Source organism: Nitratireductor arenosus (assembly GCF_009742725.1).
Lineage (GTDB): Bacteria > Pseudomonadota > Alphaproteobacteria > Rhizobiales > Rhizobiaceae > Mangrovimarina > Mangrovimarina arenosa.
Window position 1 is genome coordinate 729236 of sequence record NZ_WPHG01000002.1, and the last position, 17087, is coordinate 746322.

Annotated in this window: 19 protein-coding genes; 10 read left to right on the forward strand and 9 right to left on the reverse strand. The window is 65.7% G+C overall.

The genetic code is table 11. The features are described 5' to 3' along the window. Nucleotides 1–12 precede the first annotated feature (12 nt). The 7 genes from GN330_RS10450 (at nt 13) to GN330_RS10480 (ending at nt 6932) form a co-directional block, all read left to right on the forward strand. Nucleotides 13–861: a carbohydrate ABC transporter permease gene (locus GN330_RS10450; RefSeq protein ID WP_156712915.1), complete on the forward strand. Its 849-nt coding sequence runs from the start codon at nt 13–15 to the stop codon at nt 859–861. A 140-nt stretch (nt 862–1001) separates the two neighbouring features. Beyond that, nucleotides 1002–1268, forward strand: a complete 267-nt coding sequence (locus GN330_RS10455; RefSeq protein ID WP_156712916.1) for a DUF2160 family membrane protein — start codon at nt 1002–1004, stop codon at nt 1266–1268. A gap of 68 nt (nt 1269–1336) precedes the next feature. After that, nucleotides 1337–3058 (forward strand): ABC transporter substrate-binding protein, encoded by a 1722-nt coding sequence (locus GN330_RS10460; RefSeq protein ID WP_156712601.1) that lies wholly within the window; start codon nt 1337–1339, stop codon nt 3056–3058. Between the two features lie 111 nt (nt 3059–3169). After that, a complete protein-coding gene (gene glpK, locus GN330_RS10465; RefSeq protein WP_156712602.1) occupies nt 3170–4660 on the forward strand; it encodes a glycerol kinase GlpK in 1491 nt (496 codons plus the stop codon). 186 nt (nt 4661–4846) lie between these two features. Beyond that, on the forward strand, nt 4847–5806 hold the full coding sequence (locus GN330_RS10470) for an ABC transporter substrate-binding protein (protein ID WP_246188608.1): 960 nt from the start codon (nt 4847–4849) through the stop codon (nt 5804–5806). Next, on the forward strand, nt 5791–6480 hold the full coding sequence (locus GN330_RS10475) for a L,D-transpeptidase (protein ID WP_156712603.1): 690 nt from the start codon (nt 5791–5793) through the stop codon (nt 6478–6480). Before GN330_RS10470 ends, GN330_RS10475 begins: the two co-directional genes overlap by 16 nt. A gap of 119 nt (nt 6481–6599) precedes the next feature. Beyond that, nucleotides 6600–6932 (forward strand): hypothetical protein, encoded by a 333-nt coding sequence (locus GN330_RS10480; protein ID WP_156712604.1) that lies wholly within the window; start codon nt 6600–6602, stop codon nt 6930–6932. 22 nt (nt 6933–6954) lie between these two features. Here the strand turns inward: GN330_RS10480 and GN330_RS10485 are convergent, their stop codons facing one another. Beyond that, entirely contained in the window at nt 6955–7491 is a 537-nt protein-coding gene (locus tag GN330_RS10485) for a GNAT family N-acetyltransferase (RefSeq protein ID WP_156712605.1), read from the reverse strand. A 278-nt stretch (nt 7492–7769) separates the two neighbouring features. Here GN330_RS10485 and GN330_RS10490 point away from each other — a divergent pair, with 278 nt between their 5' ends. After that, complete coding sequence (locus tag GN330_RS10490; RefSeq protein ID WP_156712606.1) at nt 7770–7979, forward strand: hypothetical protein; 210 nt, start codon at nt 7770–7772, stop codon at nt 7977–7979. Nucleotides 7980–8009: 30 nt separating this feature from the next. Here GN330_RS10490 and GN330_RS10495 read toward each other — a convergent pair whose 3' ends face one another. From GN330_RS10495 to GN330_RS10510, 4 genes are read right to left on the reverse strand one after another with little or no spacing between them, the layout of a single operon-like run. Continuing rightward, entirely contained in the window at nt 8010–8861 is an 852-nt protein-coding gene (locus tag GN330_RS10495; RefSeq protein ID WP_156712607.1) for a metal ABC transporter permease, read from the reverse strand. Next, nucleotides 8858–9721, reverse strand: coding sequence for a metal ABC transporter permease (locus GN330_RS10500; protein ID WP_156712608.1), 864 nt, complete (start codon nt 9719–9721; stop codon nt 8858–8860). The genes GN330_RS10495 and GN330_RS10500 overlap by 4 nt, the downstream gene beginning before the upstream one ends. Beyond that, on the reverse strand, nt 9718–10668 hold the full coding sequence (locus GN330_RS10505) for a manganese/iron ABC transporter ATP-binding protein (RefSeq protein ID WP_156712609.1): 951 nt from the start codon (nt 10666–10668) through the stop codon (nt 9718–9720). Before GN330_RS10505 ends, GN330_RS10500 begins: the two co-directional genes overlap by 4 nt. Further along, on the reverse strand, nt 10665–11555 hold the full coding sequence (locus GN330_RS10510; RefSeq protein ID WP_156712610.1) for a metal ABC transporter substrate-binding protein: 891 nt from the start codon (nt 11553–11555) through the stop codon (nt 10665–10667). Before GN330_RS10510 ends, GN330_RS10505 begins: the two co-directional genes overlap by 4 nt. Nucleotides 11556–11714: 159 nt before the next feature. Between GN330_RS10510 and GN330_RS10515 the strand changes: the two genes are divergently transcribed. Both GN330_RS10515 and GN330_RS10520 read left to right on the forward strand, forming a co-directional pair. Continuing rightward, nucleotides 11715–12146: a Fur family transcriptional regulator gene (locus tag GN330_RS10515; RefSeq protein ID WP_156712611.1), complete on the forward strand. Its 432-nt coding sequence runs from the start codon at nt 11715–11717 to the stop codon at nt 12144–12146. 127 nt (nt 12147–12273) lie between these two features. After that, entirely contained in the window at nt 12274–12924 is a 651-nt protein-coding gene (locus GN330_RS10520; RefSeq protein ID WP_343040594.1) for a YiaD family glycine zipper/OmpA-like lipoprotein, read from the forward strand. Nucleotides 12925–13016: 92 nt separating this feature from the next. Here the strand turns inward: GN330_RS10520 and dprA are convergent, their stop codons facing one another. Genes dprA through GN330_RS10540 form a run of 4 tightly spaced genes read right to left on the reverse strand, consistent with a single transcriptional unit; the run spans nt 13017 to nt 17031 of the window. Then, a complete protein-coding gene (gene dprA / locus GN330_RS10525) occupies nt 13017–14144 on the reverse strand; it encodes a DNA-processing protein DprA (RefSeq protein WP_156712613.1) in 1128 nt (375 codons plus the stop codon). After that, nucleotides 14144–14758 carry a glycerol-3-phosphate 1-O-acyltransferase PlsY gene (plsY, locus tag GN330_RS10530; protein WP_156712614.1) on the reverse strand — a complete coding sequence of 205 codons (615 nt, stop codon included), beginning with the start codon at nt 14756–14758 and terminating at the stop codon, nt 14144–14146. The genes dprA and plsY overlap by 1 nt, the downstream gene beginning before the upstream one ends. 30 nt (nt 14759–14788) lie before the next feature. Next, nucleotides 14789–16072 carry a dihydroorotase gene (locus GN330_RS10535; protein WP_156712615.1) on the reverse strand — a complete coding sequence of 428 codons (1284 nt, stop codon included), beginning with the start codon at nt 16070–16072 and terminating at the stop codon, nt 14789–14791. Beyond that, nucleotides 16069–17031: an aspartate carbamoyltransferase catalytic subunit gene (locus GN330_RS10540; protein ID WP_156712616.1), complete on the reverse strand. Its 963-nt coding sequence runs from the start codon at nt 17029–17031 to the stop codon at nt 16069–16071. The genes GN330_RS10535 and GN330_RS10540 overlap by 4 nt, the downstream gene beginning before the upstream one ends. Nucleotides 17032–17087: the final 56 nt, after the last annotated feature.

Genomic DNA, 17087 nt, shown 5'->3' on the forward strand with positions numbered 1-17087 from the left:
ACCGACGACACGATGACCGCAACCCGCGCCCCGGCCGTGCGCATCCGCCGGCGCGGCGAGCGCGCGCGCTTCGCCTGGCTGGTGCCGACGCTGTACATCGTCTTTTTGATGTTGCCGATCTACTGGCTCGCCAATATGAGCTTCAAGACCAATCAGGAGATCCTCGGCGCGTTCTCGCTGTGGCCGCAGGAGCCGACGCTGCGCAACTACGCCGTCATCTTCACCGATCCATCCTGGTATTCGGGCTACATCAACTCGATCATCTACGTGGTCATGAACACGGTGATCTCGGTCACCGTGGCGCTGCCGGCGGCCTACGCATTCTCGCGCTACCGTTTCCTTGGCGACAAGCACCTGTTCTTCTGGCTCTTGACCAACCGCATGGCGCCGCCGGCCGTGTTCGCGCTGCCGTTCTTCCAGCTCTATTCGGCCTTCGGCCTGATCGACACCCATATCGCGGTCGCCATCGCGCACTGCCTGTTCAACGTGCCGCTGGCGGTGTGGATCCTGGAAGGCTTCATGTCCGGCGTGCCCAAGGAGATCGACGAGACCGCCTATATTGACGGCTATTCCTTCCCGCGCTTCTTCGTCAGGATATTCATGCCGCTGATCGCCTCGGGCATCGGCGTGGCCGCCTTCTTCTGCTTCATGTTTTCGTGGGTCGAGCTGCTGATCGCGCGCACGCTGACGACCACCGACGCCAAGCCGATCGCGGCGACCATGACGCGCACCGTGTCGGCGTCCGGGCTCGACTGGGGCGTGCTGGCCGCCGCCGGCGTGCTGACCATCATCCCGGGCGCGCTCGTGATCTGGTTCGTGCGCAACTATATCGCCAAGGGCTTCGCCCTGGGGAGGGTGTGATGGAGTACACGCGCAACTGGAAGCTGCCGCTGGCCGGCCTGCTCGGCGCCTATGGGCTCGCTGCCTGGCTGCTGGCCAACCGGCTGCCGGTCAAGGACGGGGCGATCGACTGGCAGGCCTCTCTGTTTCCGGGCTCCTGGATGGCGTGGTCGTTTCCGAGCGCGCTGTTCTTCCTGACCATTTTTCTGTTTCTGGCGCTGATGGCGATCTGGGAATATGCGCGCCCCGGCGGCCATCCGCGCGTCGGCATCCTGCGTTTCGAGACGACGCGCGGGGACCGGCTGTTCGTTTCGCTGCTCGGCAGCGCCTTCATCCATCTCGCTTGGCTGGGTCTTGTCGGACCCGGCCTGTGGTGGGCTCTCGCCCTGTCGGCGGTCTACGCGATCGGCGTATTCCGTTTCGTCTAGGGCGGGCAACTGACCGGCCGGGCGCAAGGCCCGCGTTCGGATTTCATCGGTAACCTTGGGAGGAATTGATGAGACGCGATCTAATGACATCGACCGCAGCCCTGGCGCTGCTTTTATCGGCGGGGTCGGCCTTTGCCGACATGGATGCCGCCAAGGCTTTCCTCGACGCCGAAATCGGCGATATGTCGGCGCTCGACCGGGCCGGGCAGGAAGCCGAGATGCAATGGTTCATCGACGCGGCCAAGCCTCTGGCCGGCATGGACATCAAGGTGGTGTCGGAAACGATCACCACGCATGAATACGAATCCAAGGTGCTGGCGCCAGCTTTCACCGCCATCACTGGCATCAAGGTCACGCACGATCTGATCGGCGAGGGCGACGTGGTGGAAAAGCTGCAGACGCAGATGCAGTCGGGCGAGAACATCTATGACGGCTACATCAACGATTCCGACCTGATCGGCACCCATTGGCGCTACCAGCAGGCGCGCAATCTGAGCGACTGGATGGAAAACGAGGGCAAGGACGTCACCAATCCGAACCTCGACATCGACGACTTCATCGGCAAGTCGTTCACCACCGCGCCGGACGGCAAGCTGTACCAGCTTCCCGATCAGCAGTTCGCGAACCTTTATTGGTTCCGCTACGACTGGTTCAACGACGAGAAGAACCAGGCCGATTTCAAGGAGAAATACGGCTACGATCTCGGCGTGCCGGTCAACTGGTCGGCCTATGAGGACATCGCCGAGTTCTTCACCGGCCGCGAGATCGACGGCAAGAAGGTCTACGGCCATATGGACTACGGCAAGAAGGACCCGTCGCTCGGCTGGCGGTTCACCGATGCGTGGCTGTCGATGGCCGGCAACGGCGACAAGGGCATCCCGAACGGCCTGCCGGTCGACGAATGGGGCATCAAGGTCGACGAGAATTCGCGTCCGGTCGGCTCGTGCGTGGCTCGCGGCGGCGACACCAACGGCCCGGCCGCCGTCTACGCCATCCAGAAATATCTCGACTGGATGAAGGCCTACGCCCCGGCCGCCGCGCAGGGTATGACCTTCTCCGAATCCGGCCCGGTTCCGGCCCAGGGCGAGATCGCCCAGCAGATGTTCATGTACACCGCCTTCACCGCCGACATGGTCAAGGACGGGCTGCCAGTGGTGGACGAGGACGGCGCGCCGAAATGGCGTTTCGCCCCGTCGCCGCACGGCGTCTACTGGAAGGACGGCATGAAGCTCGGCTATCAGGACGCCGGCTCCTGGACGTTGATGAAATCGACTCCCGACGACCGCGCCAAGGCGGCCTGGCTCTACGCCCAGTTCGTGACGTCGAAGACCGTCGACGTGAAGAAGAGCCATGTCGGCCTGACCTTCATCCGCCAGTCCACGCTCGATCATGAAAGCTTCACCGACCGCGCGCCCAAGCTCGGCGGCCTGATCGAGTTCTACCGCTCGCCGGCACGGCTGCAATGGTCGCCGACCGGCACCAACGTGCCCGATTATCCCAAGCTGGCGCAGCTCTGGTGGCAGGCGATCGGCGATGCCTCGTCGGGCGCCAAATCGGCCCAGGAGGCGATGGATTCGCTGTGTGCCGAACAGGAACGGGTTCTGGAACGCCTGGAGCGGGCCGGCGTGCAGGGCGAGTTCGGCCCCAAGCTCGCCGAGGAGCACGATCTCGAGTACTGGAACAAGGACGCGGTCGAAAAGGGCAACCTGGCGCCGCAGCTCAAGGTCGAGAACGAGAAGGAACAGCCGCAGACCGTCAATTACGACGATCTGGTCAAGAGCTGGCAGTAAGTCCGGCATGGCCGGCGGCGGGGGCGGCATGGCCGCCCCCCGTTTCTGTCCAGTGCCGGGCAGGCCCGGCAGGGGCTGCGCCGTTCAACCCGCATATGATACGACCGTCCCATGACCAGACATATTCTTGCCATCGACCAGGGCACCACCTCCTCGCGCGCGATCGTGTTCGATGGCGACATGAAGATCGTCGCCGTCGGCCAGGAGGAATTCACCCAGCATTATCCGGCCTCCGGCTGGGTCGAGCACGATCCCGAGGACATCTGGACGACCGTGGTGTCGACGGTGAAGACGGCACTTGAAAAGGCCGGGCTTGCTGCCGGCGACATCGCCGCGATCGGCATCACCAACCAGCGCGAGACCGTGGTGGTGTGGGACAAGGCGACCGGGGAACCGATCCACAACGCGATCGTGTGGCAGGACCGGCGCACGGCGCCGCTGTGCGCGCGGCTGAAGAAGAAGCGGCTCGAGCCGAAATTCACCAAAAAGACCGGCCTGCTGCTTGATCCCTATTTTTCCGGCACCAAGATCGCCTGGCTGCTCGACAAGGTGAAGGGCGCGCGCGCCCGCGCCGAGCGCGGCGAGCTTCTGGCCGGCACGATCGACAGTTTTGTGATCTGGCGGCTGACCGGCGGCGCCGTGCACGCCACCGACGCCACCAACGCCTCGCGCACGCTGGTCTACAACATCGCCGACAATTGCTGGGACGACGAGCTGCTCGAAATTCTGGGCATTCCCGCCGCTATGCTGCCGACAGTCAAGAACTGCGCCGACGATTTCGGCACCGCGCGCGCGGATCTGTTCGGTACCGAAATCCCGATCCGCGGCGTGGCCGGCGACCAGCAGGCCGCGACGATCGGCCAGGCCTGTTTCGAGCCGGGCATGATGAAGTCGACCTATGGCACCGGCTGTTTCGCGCTGCTCAACACCGGCGCCGACATGGTGCGCTCGAAAAACCGTCTATTGACCACCATCGCCTACCGGCTCGACGGCCGTACCACCTATGCGCTGGAGGGCTCGATCTTCATCGCCGGCGCGGCCGTGCAATGGCTGCGCGACGGGCTAAAAATCATCGAGAAGGCGGACGAGACCGGCAAGCTTGCCGAGCAGGCCGACCCGACCCAGCAGGTCTATGTGGTGCCCGCCTTTGTCGGGCTCGGCGCGCCGCACTGGGACGCCGACGCGCGCGGGGCGATTTTCGGCCTGACCCGCAATTCGGGACCGGCGGAACTGGCCCGCGCGGTGCTGGAATCGGTCGCCTACCAGACCCGCGACCTTTTGCAGGCGATGCGCAAGGACTGGAAGGCGGGCGCCTCGCAGACCGTGCTGCGGGTCGACGGCGGCATGGTCGCCTCCGACTGGACGATGCAGTGCCTGGCCGACATTCTTGACGCCGCCGTCGACCGGCCGCAGATCCTGGAAACCACCGCGCTCGGGGCGGCATGGCTGGCCGGCTCGCAGGTCGGCGCGTGGCCGAACGCGCAGGCCTTCGCCGACACCTGGGCGATCGAGCGCCGGTTCGAGCCGCGCATGGATGCCAGCATCCGCAAGCGCAAGATCCGCGGCTGGACGGACGCGGTCAAAAGAACGCTGTCGCGCTGACAGAGGGCGTCAGGCCGGCGCCCGTGCCGTTCCGTAGACGTTGCGGCACGGTTGGTCGCCGGATTTTCCATGTCGGAAAAAGCAGGCGTGATCCTCTCCATTGCTGAAGGCTGCGCTCCGCGTTGCCGCAATCCGCTTGACATGCCGCGCCCCAAAACTACCCTTGCGGCAGTGGAGGAGAAACAGATGCGCATTGCTATGCCGGCCGCGGCGCTTTCGGCGCTGGCCTCGGTTTTCGCCCTTGCCGGGCCGGGCCTGGCGGCAGACCTGGTGATCGCCGAGCCGAATTGGCCGTCCGGACGGGCCACCGCCCATATCGTGTCGGCGGCGATCGAGCGCGAGTTCGGCCTCGATGTCGAGACGCGCCAACTCGGCACGCTGACGGCGTTTGCCGGGCTGGATTCGGGCGAGGTCGACATTCACCCCGAGGTCTGGCGCCCCAATCTGGACGATCTGATCAAGCGCTACGCCGTTGATCGCGGCAGCGTGACGGTGAGCCTGTTCGGAGTTCCCGCCTGGCAGGGCCTGTGCGCCACGCAGGATGCGGCGGCGGCCGGGCTGCGCGACGTGAAGGATTTGAGCGACCCGCAAAAGACCGCCATGCTGGATACGGATGGCGACGGACAGGGCGAAATGTGGGTCGGCGCGACGACGTGGTCGTCCACAGGCATCGAGAAGGTGCGCGCCAACAGCTACGGCTATGCCGACAACCTGACGCTGGTTGAGGCCGAGGAGGACGTCGGCATGGCTGCCGTCGACGCGGCGGTCGCGACAGAACGGCCGATGGTGTTTGCGTGTTACGCGCCGCATCACGTCTTCAAGCTGCACGACGTCGTGCGTTTGACGGAACCGGACTATGATCGGACCAAATGGCAGATCGTCTCGCCTGCAGAAGATCCGCTGTGGATTTCCAAATCGAGCGCGCCGGTTGCCTGGAACATCGCCCATTTCCACATCGCCTACGCCACGGAGCTGGCCACGAAACGGCCCGAGGTCGCGGCGTTTCTGGAAAAGATCGACTTCACGCCGGCCGAGATCACGGCGATGACCTATGCCTTGCAGGTCGACCGGGTCGAACCTGAGGCGCTGGCCGAGCAGTGGATCGGCCAGCACGAGCAGCGGGTTAAGGGATGGGCCAAACCATGAATTTGAGCAGAAGCTTTTCCCGGCGCTCCGTGACGGTCGGGCTGGTGGCGGCCGCGCTCGGCCTCGGCAGCGCGGTGGCGATCGCCGCCCAAACCCAGATATTCGATCCCATCACCCGCAAATGGATCGATTACGATCGCAAGAAGGCGCACAAATATTATGCCGCGCACAAGCAGGTGCCGGAAGCCTTCCGGCGCCAGGTGGTGAAATTCCGCACCGCCGAAAGGCCCGGCACCATCATCATCGACGGCAACCAGCACTTTCTCTATCTGGTCCAGCCCGGTCACAAGGCGATCCGCTACGGGATCGGCGTCGGCCGCGAGGGGTTTGGCTGGGCTGGTATCGTCAAGATCGGCCGGACGGCGGAATGGCCGACCTGGACGCCGCCGGCCGAGATGGTGGCGCGCGACCCGAATGCGGCCAAATGGGCCGGCGGCATGCCGGGCGGCCCCGACAATCCGCTCGGCGCGCGCGCGCTTTATCTCTACGAGGGCGGCCGCGACACGATCTACCGCATCCATGGGACGCCGGAACCGTGGACCATCGGTCTCGACGTGTCGTCGGGCTGCATCCGCATGAACAATGACGACATCGTGCACCTGCACGAGCGGGTACAGGTCGGCGCCAAGGTGATCGTGCTGATGCAGGGCGCCGCGCTCTACAAGGGCGTCTGAAGCGGGGCGTGCGAGGCGCGTCTTGCGCCACGTCCGATCTCGCGTCGGCGGATCGCCGCCTGTCGCGGCGGCCGCAAGGCAGACAGACAAACAGGAAAAACAGGCCGCGAGAGGGGACAATGCAGCATAAAGCAAGATCGGGCCGGTCGGGATCGGTAGCGGCGGCGCTTGCGAGCGCTGCGCTGGCGGTTGCGCTGTCGGCATGCGCGACCAGCGATCCCGAACCCGACCAGCGCGCGCGCACCACGCTCAACACCGCACCGGCCGATCTGCAATTGCTGTGCGCGGGCGCGGCCGCCGAGGCCACCGGCGCGCCGGGCGACAAGGTGCTGCCGGTTTCCTCGCGCCAGCTCGATTCGCAGAATTATCAGGTCGAGGTCGACGCCAACGGCCAACGCACGAGCTGCATCGTCGACAGCGACGGCAACGTGAAATCCGTGCAGCCGGTGTAAACGGCGCTTTCGGCGCGGTGGCTCAGGTAATCGCGGCTTGCATCAGCACGCCGGGAAACGCCGTGCCGTCCGGCAGGGTGATCGCCATCGCCTCGGCACGCTCGAAGCCGAGCCGGCGGTAAAACGCCTCGGCCGGCAGGCTCGACTGGCATTCCAAGCGGGTGAAGCCGCGCGCGCGGGCCTCGTCGCGGCAACGCAGGAAGAGCGCCCGGCCGATACCGCGGCGCATCGCTGCCGGATCGACGGCGAAATGGCGCAGATTGGCCGTGCCGGCGCGTTGCCGGCCGTCGGGTGCGCAGGGCGACCAGCCGCCGCAACCGGCGAGCCGCCTGTCCAAGAAGGCGACATGGAAGGTTCCAGACGCGATCAGGCCTGGATTGGCGCTGATCATGAAGGGCAGGGCGCGGCTGAGCAGCTCCGCCTCGTACCAGCCGGCATAGGCAAGCGGGTAGCAGCGCGCCAAAAGACCGGTTATCGCCGCGCTATCGGCCGCCGTCGCCGGTCGCACAATGATTGAGCCGCTGCCGGTCTTATCGTCGTTATGTCGCGCCCCGCTCATGAACTGTTTCCCGCTCGCCGGCGGCAATCATAACGCGCGATCGCCGCGCAGGCACCATTCGGGCTGTGCGGGGTGACCGGCAGCGCCGCGAGGGGGCGATTGGCGCTGCCGGCCGTTGCCTGTCCCGATTGAAAGAGGCCAGACCGAACCTAACGCGTAACCGGCGCCTGCGGTTCCCGGTGCGGTCGGTCGCGGGCGTTTGTGCCGGATAGTGCTTGGCCGCGACGGCTGCGCTTCCTATCTTGGGGACAGGCCGCGCCGTTGCGAAGGAGACGCTCATGTCCGGCAAGCAATCTGGTCGAACACACGGCAAGCAGCGCTCGTCGCCGGCCGCCGACGCCTTTCGCAAGGCCCGCGCCGCCGGCGGCAACGACCTTGCCGAGAATCTGGAGGAGGAATTGCAGGAAGGGCTGGAGGACACGTTTCCAGCCAGCGATTCCATTTCCGCCATTTCCTCCTCGGTTGCCGGAGCCAACCGCAAGACATAGCGGCCTGCCCCTTGCGGAACTCTCTGTCTTTCAAACACCCACCGGCCCGGAAGACGCGCCCTGGGTGCGTGCCGCGACGAGCCGGGTGCGGATGAAGGCGGCGATAAAAGTCGCCGTCATCAAAAGCACGATCGTCGGGGCCGGCGCGCTGTCGATGAAAAACGACAGATAGACGCCGAAGAAGCTCGACCCGACCCCCACCAGCACCGAGATCGCCATCATCGGGCCGAAGCGGCGCGCCAGGAGGAAGGCGGTCGCGCCCGGCGTGATCAGCATGGCGATCGCCAAAATGATGCCGACGGCCTTGAGCGCGCCGACGATCGTCAGCGACAGTACCGCCAGGAGCCCGTAATGAAGCAGGCGCACCGGCAGACCGATGGCGCGCGCGTGCTGCTCGTCGAAGGACAAAAGCAGAAGGTCGCGCCGGCGCAGCATGAGCAGGCCGCACACCAGCGCTGCGATTACGGCGCTTTCGGCCACATCCGCCCAGGCCACGCCCAGCATGTCGCCGAACAGGATGTGGTCGAGATGCATGTCGGTCTCGATCGACAGATAAAGTACGATGCCGAGGCCGAACATGCCCGAAAACACCACGCCCATGACCGTGTCCTCCTTGACGCGGCTGTTTTCCTTCAAGAAACCGGTCGCGATCGCGCAGATCATGCCGGCCGCAAAGGCGCCTATGGCCAGCGAGATGCCGGCCATGTAGGCGAGCACGATCCCTGGCAGGACGGCGTGCGAGACCGCGTCGCCCATCAGGGACCAGCCCTTCAGCACCAGGAAGGTCGACAATAGCGCCATCGGCAGCGCCACCAGCACGGCGATGACAAAAGCCTGCTGCATGAAGGCAAAGGCGAATGGCAGGAGAAGCGTGTCGATCATGACGGCGTGGCCTCCAGGACGGCGCGCGCTTTGCGGCGGGCGGCGAGCATGCCGTGTTTGGGCGCGAAGACGAAGGCGACGAGAAACACCAGCGTCTGCATGACGACGATGATGCCGCCGGTCGCGCCGTCGAGGAAATAGGACAGATAGGCGCCTGACAGGCTGGTGAGCGCGCCGATGGCGACCGAGACCAGGATCAAACGCGGAAACCGGTCGCAAAGCAGATAGGCGGTGGCGCCCGGCGTAACCACCATGGCGATCACCAAAAAGGCGCCGACGGTCTGCAGCGCGGCGACCGTGGAAGCCGACAGAAGCGTAAAAAACACCGCCTTGAGCCAGAACGGGTTGAGGCCGATCGAGCGGGCGTGGTTTTCGTCGAAAAACACCACCATCAGATCCTTCCACTTGGCCAGCAACACGATCAGCGAGACGCCGGAGATGATGACGAGCTGCAGCGTGTCTCCCGGCGTGATCGCCAGAATGTTGCCCAAAACGATGGTCTGGATGTTGACCGAGGCCGGCGACAGCGAGACCATGAACAGGCCGAGGCCGAAGAACGAGGTGAAGATCAGTCCGATGACGGCGTCCTCGCGCAGCTTGGTGCGCTGGTTCAAGAACAGCATCGTGCCGGCGGCCAGCCCACCCGACAGGAAGGCGCCGAGCGAGAACGGCAGGCCGAGCATATAGGCGCCGGCAACGCCGGGCACGATCGAATGGGACAGCGCGTCGCCGATCAGCGACCAGCCTTTCAGCATCAGATAGGCCGACAGGAAGGCACACACGCCGCCGACCAGCGCGCTGACCCAGATGGCGTTGATCATGTAGCCGTAGGAAAACGGCTCGAGCAGCGTCGCGATCATGATTCTGCCCGCCCGGCGGACTCGCCTTCGGCGTCGGGTTCGGCGTCGAGCGCCGTCGGCCGGCTCGGCGCGCCGTCCTCGCCCTTTTCGCCATAAAGCACGAACGGCCGTTCGTCGTCGGTGATGACGGTGACCTGGCGGGTGTCGGCGTCGTCGTGCAGGTCGGCGCCGCCGAGCACGAAATGGCGCAGCACGCCGCCGAACGCGGCTTCCAGATTGGCTCTGGTGAAGACTTTTTCGGTCGGTCCGGCGGCCAGAACAGTGCGGTTGATCAAGATCGCGCGGTCGCAGAATTCCGGTACGCTGCCCAGATTGTGGGTCGACACCAGCATGACGCGACCTTCGTCGCGCAGCTCCTTCAACAGCGTGACGATGGTGGCCTCGGTGGTGACGTCGACGCCGGTGAACGGTTCGTCGAGCAGGATGACATCGCCCTCCTGGGCGAGCGCACGCGCCAGGAAGACGCGCTTTTTCTGCCCGCCGGAGAGTTCGCCGATCTGGCGCCTGCGGAACGCGCCCATGCCGACGCGCTCCAGCGCGGCGTCGACCAGGCGGCGGTCCTGGCGCGAGGCGATGCGCAGAAAATTCATGTGGCCGTAGCGGCCCATCATAACCACATCTTCGACCAGGACGGGAAAATTCCAGTCGACCTCCTCGGATTGCGGCACATAGGCGACGACGTTGCGCTTGAGCGCGCGTCCGGCCGGTTCGCCCAAAATGGAGACCGAGCCCCTGGCGAGCGGCACGAAGCCCATGATCGCCTTGAACAGCGTCGACTTGCCGCTGCCATTGACGCCGACCAGGGCGGTGATCGTGCCTTTCGGAATCGCGAAGTCGACATCGAACAGGGCGGTGTGGCCGTTGCGGTAGGTCACGGTCACCTTGTCGGCGACGAGGCCATTTTGGCCGGCGCTCGTGTTGGCGCCGGACAGTGTAGCGAGATTCATTCCGAAAGCCCCTCGGCGATCGTTTCGGTCGTCACTCGCAACAGGTCGAGATAGGTCGGTACAGGGCCGTCAGCCTCGCTGAGCGAATCCACGTAAAGCACCCCGCCATAGGCTGCGCCGGTCTCGCGCGCGACCTGCCTAGCCGGCTTGTCCGATACGGTGTTTTCGGAAAAGATCGCGGGAACATTCTTGTCGCGCATGGTGTCGATCACCTTGCGGATTTGTTGCGGCGTGCCCTGGCTGTCGGCATTGATCGGCCAGAGATAAAGCTCCTTGAGGTCGAAATCGCGTGCCAGATAGCTGAAGGCGCCTTCGCTGGTCGCCAGCCAGCGCCGTTCCTCGGGAATCCGCCGCAGTCGCTCGCGGATCGGTCTGATCGTCGCCATGATCTCATCGGAATAGGCCTTGGCGTTGGCGTCGTAGGTCGTCGCGTTCTGCGGATCGTGCTCGATCAGCGCCTCGCGGATATTGTCGACATAGGTGAGCGCGTTGGTCGGCGACATCCAGGCATGCGGGTTCGGCTTGCCGGAATAGGGGCCTTCGGAGATGCCCATCGGATCCACACCCTCCGACACGACGACGCCCGGCACATCCCTGAGATTGCGGAAGAAACGCTCGAACCACAATTCGAGGTTGAGGCCGTTCCACAGGATGAGATCGGCGTCCTGCGCCTTGAGGATGTCGCCCGGCGTGGGCTGGTAGTTATGGATTTCGGCGCCCGGCTTGGTGATCGACACGACGTCGGCGGCTTCGCCGGCGACGTTGCGGGCCATGTCGGCAATCACGGTGAAAGTGGTCACGACCTTTAGCCGTTCCGCCGCGGCCGCACCGGACGAGGATGCCGCGAAGGCGAGGAGAGTGGCGAAGGCCAGGGTGGTCAGGCGCATATATGTCTCCGGTGCGGATCGGGAAGGATGATGTCGATCATGACAATACCGCTTCGGCCTTGCTTGTCAATGCAAATGCAAATCGTTTGCAACAAAAAAGCGTTGGAACGGACGACCGCGTCATTTGCAACTGATTGTCATCTGGACCATAGTCCGGCGATGACGGAACACACGACAGGACGGGTCGACCACGAAGCGGATCTGCGCAAGGCCGGCATCCGCATCACGCGCCCGCGCCGTATCATTTTGCGGATCGTTTCGGAAACCGACGACCATCCCGACGCCTACGAGATCTTTCGCCGCGCGGTGAAGGTGGACAAGAACATCTCCCTGTCGACGGTCTACAGAACGATGAAGCTTTTGGAGGAGCACGGCACGATCCAGCGCCACGCCTTTGCCGGTGGGCCGTCGCGGTTCGAACATGCCGGCGAGGAGCACCACGACCATCTGATCGATGTGGAAACCGGCGACGTGATCGAGTTCCGGTCCGACAAGATCGAGAAATTGCAGGATGAGATCGCGCGCGAACTCGGCTACGACATCCTGCATCACAAACTGGAACTCTATGGGCGCAAAAGGCGCTCCGCATGAGTTTTCCGCCGCTGGCCCAATAGCCGCGAAACCAGCCGAGGCCGGGTTTTCGCCGCAATTTGGCGATACCGGCCACATTTGAAGGACCGTCCGTCAACGGCGGTCGACGAGGAGAGGGATTTTGATGATCAACAAGAAATTCGTGGCCGCCGCCTTTGTCGCGGCATTCGCGGCCAGCGCCTGCACGACCGACCCCTATACGGGCGAACGCAAGGTCTCCAACACGGCCGGCGGCGCGGCACTTGGGGCTCTGGCCGGTGCGGGCCTGGGAACCCTGGCCGGCGGCAACGACCGCCGCAACGCCCTGATCGGCGCCGGCATCGGTGCGCTCGCGGGCGCGGCCGTCGGTTCCTATATGGACCAGCAAGAAGCCCAGCTGCGCGCCGATCTGCGTGGTAGCGGCGTCGGCGTCACCCGCCAGGGCGATCTGATCGTGCTCAACATGCCCTCCAACATCACCTTCGACAGCGACCAGGATGCGGTCAAGCCGGGCTTTTACGGCACGCTCAATTCGGTCGCGCTGGTGCTGAAAAAATACAACCGCACCATCGTCGACGTCTACGGCCACACCGATTCGACCGGCGACGACAATTACAACTTGAACCTGTCGCAGCGCCGCGCCTCGTCGGTAGCCGGCTATCTGAGCGGGCAGGGCGTCGATCCGCGCCGCTTCGCCATCGTCGGCCTCGGCGAGACCCAGCCGATCGCCTCCAACGCCTCGGCGGCCGGCCGGGCGCAGAACCGGCGCGTGGAAATCCACCTGGCGCCGATCACCTGAACGGGCCGAACGGCGATTTTCCCGACGACAAAAGGGCCGCCCCGCGCGGCCCTTTTTCGTGGATAGGTCGTCGCGGAGACCAGGTCGCCGGCCTATTCGTCGTAGACGATCGAAACCCGGTTGCCGGGATGGCGTTCGAGACGGCCGGCGAGGTCGAGCTCCAGCAGGATCATGAACACCTGGGCGGCGTGCAGGCCGGTATGGCGGATGATGTCGTCGACGGCGGTCGGCGTCGGGCCGAGCGCTTCGGCGACCCGGGCGCGGTCGTCGTCGCCGGGTGGCGGCGTGGCGGTGAAATCGGGCGGTTCGTCGAGTTCGTCGGCCGACGGGATATCGCGGCCGAGCAGCGGCGCGATATGGGTGAGAATGTCGTCGGCATCCGTTACCAGCAGCGCGCCCTCTTTTAAGAGCCCGTTGGCGCCGGCCGCGCGCGGGTCGAGCGGAGAGCCGGGAACGGCGAAGACCAGCCGGCCCATGTCGCCGGCAAGCCTGGCCGAGATCAGCGAGCCGGAACGCCGCGCCGCCTCCACCACGACGAGACCATGGGCAAGCCCCGCGATCAGCCGGTTGCGGCGTGGGAAGTCGCGCGAGCGCGGCTCCCATCCGAACGGCATTTCGGTCATGACCGCGCCGCCATGGTTCGGGATCTCATCGTAGAGCCCGCGATTTTCAGGCGGGTAGGGCTTGTCGATGCCGCCGGCCAGGACAGCGATCGTGCCCGTCGACAACGCGCCCTGGTGCGCGGCCGCGTCGATGCCGCGCGCCATGCCGGAGGCGACCGCGTAGCCTTCGCGGCCGAGGATGGCGGCGAAGGTGCGCGCGAGCTTGATACCTGCCAGCGAGGCATTGCGGGCGCCGACGATGGCAATTGTCGGCAAAGCGAACACGGCCGGCACGCCGATCACCGTAATCAGCGGCGGGGGATGTCCCATCACGCGCAGCAGCGGCGGATAGTCGGGCTCGCCGACGGCGATCATCCGCGCGCCGTGCCTAGCCGTCGCCTCCATCTCGGCCTCAGCCGCCTCCGCCGTGCACACAGCCACGCGGCGCGCGCCGCCGCCGCGCATCAGATCCGGCAATGCCTCGAGCGCGCGTTCGGCTGAGCCGAACCGGTTGATCAGATCGCGGAAGGTCGCCGGTCCGACATTGTCGGTGCGGATCAGACGCAGCCAATTGAGACGCTGACGGTCGCTCAGGCGACCGGCGCCAGCGCCCGACATCACCCCTTGGCCCCGATGCGCGTTTCGGTGCCCTTGAGCAGACGGACGATGTTGGCGCGATGCTTGAAAAACACGATCAGGCTCATCAGCGTGAACAGTTCCGCAGCCTGGACGTGGTTGAGAAGGTAAAGCACGACCGGCACCACGATCGCAGCGACCAGGGCGGCAAGCGAGGAATAGCGGGTGATGACGGCGATCGACAGCCAGGCCAGCGCGAAGGCCAGCGCGCCCTGCCAGACGAGCGCGACCAGAACGCCGAGATAGGTCGCAACGCCCTTGCCGCCCTTAAAACCGAGCCAGACCGGGAACAGATGACCCAAAAAGGCCCCGAGCCCGGCCGCGATCGCCTGGTCCGGTCCGTAGAGCCCGGCGATCAGCACGGCGAAAACCCCCTTCAGCGCATCGGCCAGCAGCGTCAGCGCCGCCAGCCCCTTGCGTCCGGTGCGCAACACGTTGGTGGCACCGATATTGCCGGACCCGATCTTGCGCACGTCGCCAAGGCCGGCGAGCCGCGTGATCAGCAGACCAAAGGGAATCGAGCCGAGAAAATAGCCGAAGACCAGGGCCGCTATGAGATAGGGAAGGGCCAGTTGCCAGCTGATAGGATCGGGCATGACGGTTCCTGTTAGGGGCGGCGCCCGATGTCAGGTTGCAAACACTGTGCGGCCTGCCACCATGGTTTGCAAGACCCGGCCCTGCATGCGCGCGCCTTCAAACGCCGTGTTCTTGGATTTCGAGCGAATGTCGTTCTCGCGCACGATCCACGGCGCGTCCAGGTCAACCACGACGAGATCGGCCGGCGCGCCCGGCGCCAGCGTGCCGCCGGGTAGGCCGAAGCGCCGCGCCGGCGCGGTCGACAGAAGTTCGGCCAGGCGCAAGAGCGGCACCTCGTCATTGTGATGAAGCCGCAGCGCCGCCGCCAGCAGGGTTTCCAGGCCAATCGCGCCATCGGCCGCATCGGCAAACGGCAGGCGCTTGGTGTCGACATCCTGGGGATCGTGCGAGGACACGATCATGTCGATCGTGCCGTCGCGCACCGCCTCGACCATGGCCAGCCGGTCCTCCTCGGCGCGCAGCGGCGGCGCCAGGCGGAAGAAGGTGCGGTATTCGCCGATATCGAGCTCGTTGAGCGAGAGATGGTTGATGGTAACCGCCGCCGTCACGTCGGCGCGGTCGTTCTTGGCCCGGGCGACGGCGTTCGCCGACAGCGCGGTGGAGATCGAGGCGGCATGATAGGCGCCGCCGGTCAGCTGTGCCAGATAGAGATCGCGCTCGAGCGGAATCACCTCGGCCTCGCGCGGAATGCCGGGCAGGCCGAGCCAACTCGCGAACAGGCCCTCGTTCATCACGCCCGACGCGGCGAGGTCGACATCATGCGTCTGATGCGCCAGCACGATGTCGAAATCGCGCGCATAGGTGAGCGCGCGGCGCATCACCAGCGCGTTGGCGATCGTGCGGCGCCCGTCGCTCAGCGCGACCGCGCCGGCCTGCCTGAGCAGGCCGAATTCGGTGATCTCGCGTCCGTCGAGACGGCGCGTGATCGCCGCGGCCGGCCACACATTGACCATCGCCGTGTCGCGCGCGGTGCGCAGCACGAACTCCACCAGCGACACGTCGTCGATCACCGGGTCGGTGTCGGGCATCATCACGATCGAGGTGACGCCGCCGGCGGCGGCGGCCGCGCTCGCCGAGGCGATGGTTTCGCGGTGTTCGGCGCCGGGCTCGGAGACAAAGACCCGGGCATCGACCAGGCCCGGCATGACGACGTGGCCGCCGCAATCCACGGTTTTCGCCCCCTCGGGCAGGCCCTGGTTGCGGGCCTCGGCACCGGCGGCCGCGATGACGGCGCCGTCGACGATCACCGTACCGAGCTCGTCGAGGCCGCGGGCGGGGTCGACGACCCTTGCGTTGGTGAAGGCGGTGATCATGCCGCTTCGTCCCGGCTGCGGCGCGGGTCGAGCAGCGCCTCCATCACCGCCATCCGCACCGCCACTCCCATCTCCACCTGTTCCTCGATCACACTTTGCGGACCGTCCGCGATCTCGGAGGCGATTTCGACGCCGCGGTTCATCGGGCCGGGATGCATGACCAGCGCATCCTCGGCGGCCAGCGTCAACTTTTCGGCGTCGAGGCCGAAATAGCGGAAATATTCGCGCACCGACGGCACTAGCGCCCCGGCCATGCGTTCGCGCTGCAGCCGCAGCATCATCACGACATCGGCGCCGGCGAGGCCTTCCGCCATTGAGCGATGCACCTCCACGCCCATCCGCGCGATGCCGGCCGGCAGCAGCGTCGATGGCGCGACCACGCGCACGCGCGCGCCGAGCGCGTTCAAAAGGATGATGTTGGAGCGGGCGACGCGCGAATGCAGGATGTCGCCGCAGATCGCCACCGTCAGCCGTGCGATCTGCCCCTTGGCCCGGCGGATGGTGAGCGCGTCGAGCAGCGCCTGGGTCGGGTGTTCGTGCGCGCCGTCGCCGGCATTGACGACCGAGCAGCCTACCTTTTGGGCGAGCAGCGCGGCCGCCCCGGCCGAACCGTGGCGGATGATCAGAATGTCCGGCCGCATGGCGTTCAGCGTCATCGCCGTGTCGATCAGCGTCTCGCCCTTTTTGACCGACGAACTCGCCACCGCCATGTTCATCACGTCGGCGCCGAGCCGTTTGCCGGCCAGTTCGAACGAGGACTGGGTGCGGGTCGAGGCTTCGAAGAAAAGATTGATCTGGGTGCGCCCGCGCAGCGTCGAGGTCTTTTTCTCCGGCTGGCGCGAAATCGCCACCGCGCGGTCGGCCCGGTCGAGCAGCAGTTCGATATCCTGCGGCGACAACCCCTTGATGCCCAACAGATGGCGGTGCGGATAAAGCGGAAAGGCCGGGTGCTGGGTCATCTCAAGGCGCTGCTATAGGGCCGGGCGCGGCGTGCCGCAAGCCGTCGCGGCGGCGC